Source organism: Streptococcus sp. oral taxon 431 (assembly GCF_023115445.1).
In the GTDB taxonomy this organism is placed as follows: domain Bacteria; phylum Bacillota; class Bacilli; order Lactobacillales; family Streptococcaceae; genus Streptococcus.
Map to the genome: position 1 here is coordinate 2,203 of NZ_JALDUI010000031.1, position 2,680 is coordinate 4,882.

At 49.8% G+C, this 2,680-nt stretch carries 2 rRNA genes (1 of these 2 cut by a window edge); both read left to right on the forward strand.

What is annotated here, in order from left to right:
• Positions 1 to 2,485, forward strand: a 23S ribosomal RNA gene (locus M1R56_RS09890) (it extends 359 nt beyond the left edge of the window).
• A gap of 78 nt (positions 2,486 to 2,563) precedes the next feature.
• Positions 2,564 to 2,679, forward strand: a 5S ribosomal RNA gene (rrf, locus tag M1R56_RS09895).
• Position 2,680 lies beyond the last annotated feature (1 nt).

A 2,680-nucleotide genomic window follows, 5' to 3' on the forward strand; every position in this document is an offset into this window, starting at 1 on the left:
GAAATCCCGTCGGAATCTGGGAGGACCATCTCCCAACCCTAAATACTCCCTAGTGACCGATAGTGAACCAGTACCGTGAGGGAAAGGTGAAAAGCACCCCGGGAGGGGAGTGAAATAGAACCTGAAACCGTGTGCCTACAACAAGTTCGAGCCCGTTAATGGGTGAGAGCGTGCCTTTTGTAGAATGAACCGGCGAGTTACGATATGATGCGAGGTTAAGTTGAAGAGACGGAGCCGTAGGGAAACCGAGTCTGAACAGGGCGAATTAGTATCATGTCGTAGACCCGAAACCATGTGACCTACCCATGAGCAGGTTGAAGGTGCGGTAAGACGCACTGGAGGACCGAACCAGGGCACGTTGAAAAGTGCTTGGATGACTTGTGGGTAGCGGAGAAATTCCAAACGAACTTGGAGATAGCTGGTTCTCTCCGAAATAGCTTTAGGGCTAGCGTCGACATTAGAGATTCTTGGAGGTAGAGCACTGTTTGGGTGAGGGGTCCATCCCGGATTACCAATCTCAGATAAACTCCGAATGCCAAAGAATTATGGTCGGCAGTCAGACTGCGAGTGCTAAGATCCGTAGTCGAAAGGGAAACAGCCCAGACCACCAGCTAAGGTCCCAAAATAATTGTTAAGTGGAAAAGGATGTGGGGTTGCACAGACAACTAGGATGTTAGCTTAGAAGCAGCTATTCATTCAAAGAGTGCGTAATAGCTCACTAGTCGAGTGACCCTGCGCCGAAAATGTACCGGGGCTAAAACAATTTACCGAAGCTGTGGATACCTTTATAGGTATGGTAGGAGAGCGTTCTATGTGTGAAGAAGGTGTACCGTGAGGAGTGCTGGAACGCATAGAAGTGAGAATGCCGGTATGAGTAGCGAAAGACAGGTGAGAATCCTGTCCACCGTAAGACTAAGGTTTCCAGGGGAAGGCTCGTCCGCCCTGGGTTAGTCGGGACCTAAGGAGAGACCGAAAGGTGTATCCGATGGACAACAGGTTGATATTCCTGTACTAGAGTATGTAGTGATGGAGGGACGCAGTAGGCTAACTAAAGCAGACGATTGGAAGTGTCTGTCTAAGCAGTGAGGTGTGAATTGAGTTAAATGCTTAGTTCTATAACATTGAGCTGTGAAGGGGAGCGAAGTTTAGTAGCGAAGTTAGTGACGTCACACTGCCAAGAAAAGCTTCTAGCGTTTAAACATACTCTACCCGTACCGCAAACCGACACAGGTAGTCGAGGCGAGTAGCCTCAGGTGAGCGAGAGAACTCTCGTTAAGGAACTCGGCAAAATGACCCCGTAACTTCGGGAGAAGGGGTGCTGACTTTAAGTCAGCCGCAGTGAATAGGCCCAAGCAACTGTTTATCAAAAACACAGCTCTCTGCTAAATCGTAAGATGATGTATAGGGGGTGACGCCTGCCCGGTGCTGGAAGGTTAAGAGGAGTGCTTAGCGGAAACGCGAAGGTATGAATTGAAGCCCCAGTAAACGGCGGCCGTAACTATAACGGTCCTAAGGTAGCGAAATTCCTTGTCGGGTAAGTTCCGACCCGCACGAAAGGCGTAATGATTTGGGCACTGTCTCAACGAGAGACTCGGTGAAATTTTAGTACCTGTGAAGATGCAGGTTACCCGCGACAGGACGGAAAGACCCCATGGAGCTTTACTGCAGTTTGATATTGAGTGTCTGTACCACATGTACAGGATAGGTAGGAGTCTACGAGATCGGGACGCCAGTTTCGAAGGAGACGCTGTTGGGATACTACCCTTGTGTTATGGCCACTCTAACCCAGATAGGTGATCCCTATCGGAGACAGTGTCTGACGGGCAGTTTGACTGGGGCGGTCGCCTCCTAAAAGGTAACGGAGGCGCCCAAAGGTTCCCTCAGAATGGTTGGAAATCATTCGCAGAGTGTAAAGGTATAAGGGAGCTTGACTGCGAGAGCTACAACTCGAGCAGGGACGAAAGTCGGGCTTAGTGATCCGGTGGTTCCGTATGGAAGGGCCATCGCTCAACGGATAAAAGCTACCCTGGGGATAACAGGCTTATCTCCCCCAAGAGTTCACATCGACGGGGAGGTTTGGCACCTCGATGTCGGCTCGTCGCATCCTGGGGCTGTAGTCGGTCCCAAGGGTTGGGCTGTTCGCCCATTAAAGCGGCACGCGAGCTGGGTTCAGAACGTCGTGAGACAGTTCGGTCCCTATCCGTCGCGGGCGTAGGAAATTTGAGAGGATCTGCTCCTAGTACGAGAGGACCAGAGTGGACTTACCGCTGGTGTACCAGTTGTCTTGCCAAAGGCATCGCTGGGTAGCTATGTAGGGAAGGGATAAACGCTGAAAGCATCTAAGTGTGAAACCCACCTCAAGATGAGATTTCCCATGATTTTATATCAGTAAGAGCCCTGAGAGATGATCAGGTAGATAGGTTAGAAGTGGAAGTGTGGCGACACATGTAGCGGACTAATACTAATAGCTCGAGGACTTATCCAAAGTAACTGAGAATACGAAGTGTGAAGGATTTTCTTGGAATTTGATAGATATTCAATTTTGAGTAGGTATTACTCAAAGTTAAGTGACGATAGCCTAGGAGATACACCTGTACCCATGCCGAACACAGAAGTTAAGCCCTAGAACGCCGGAAGTAGTTGGGGGTTGCCCCCTGTGAGATAAGGAAGTCGCTTAGCT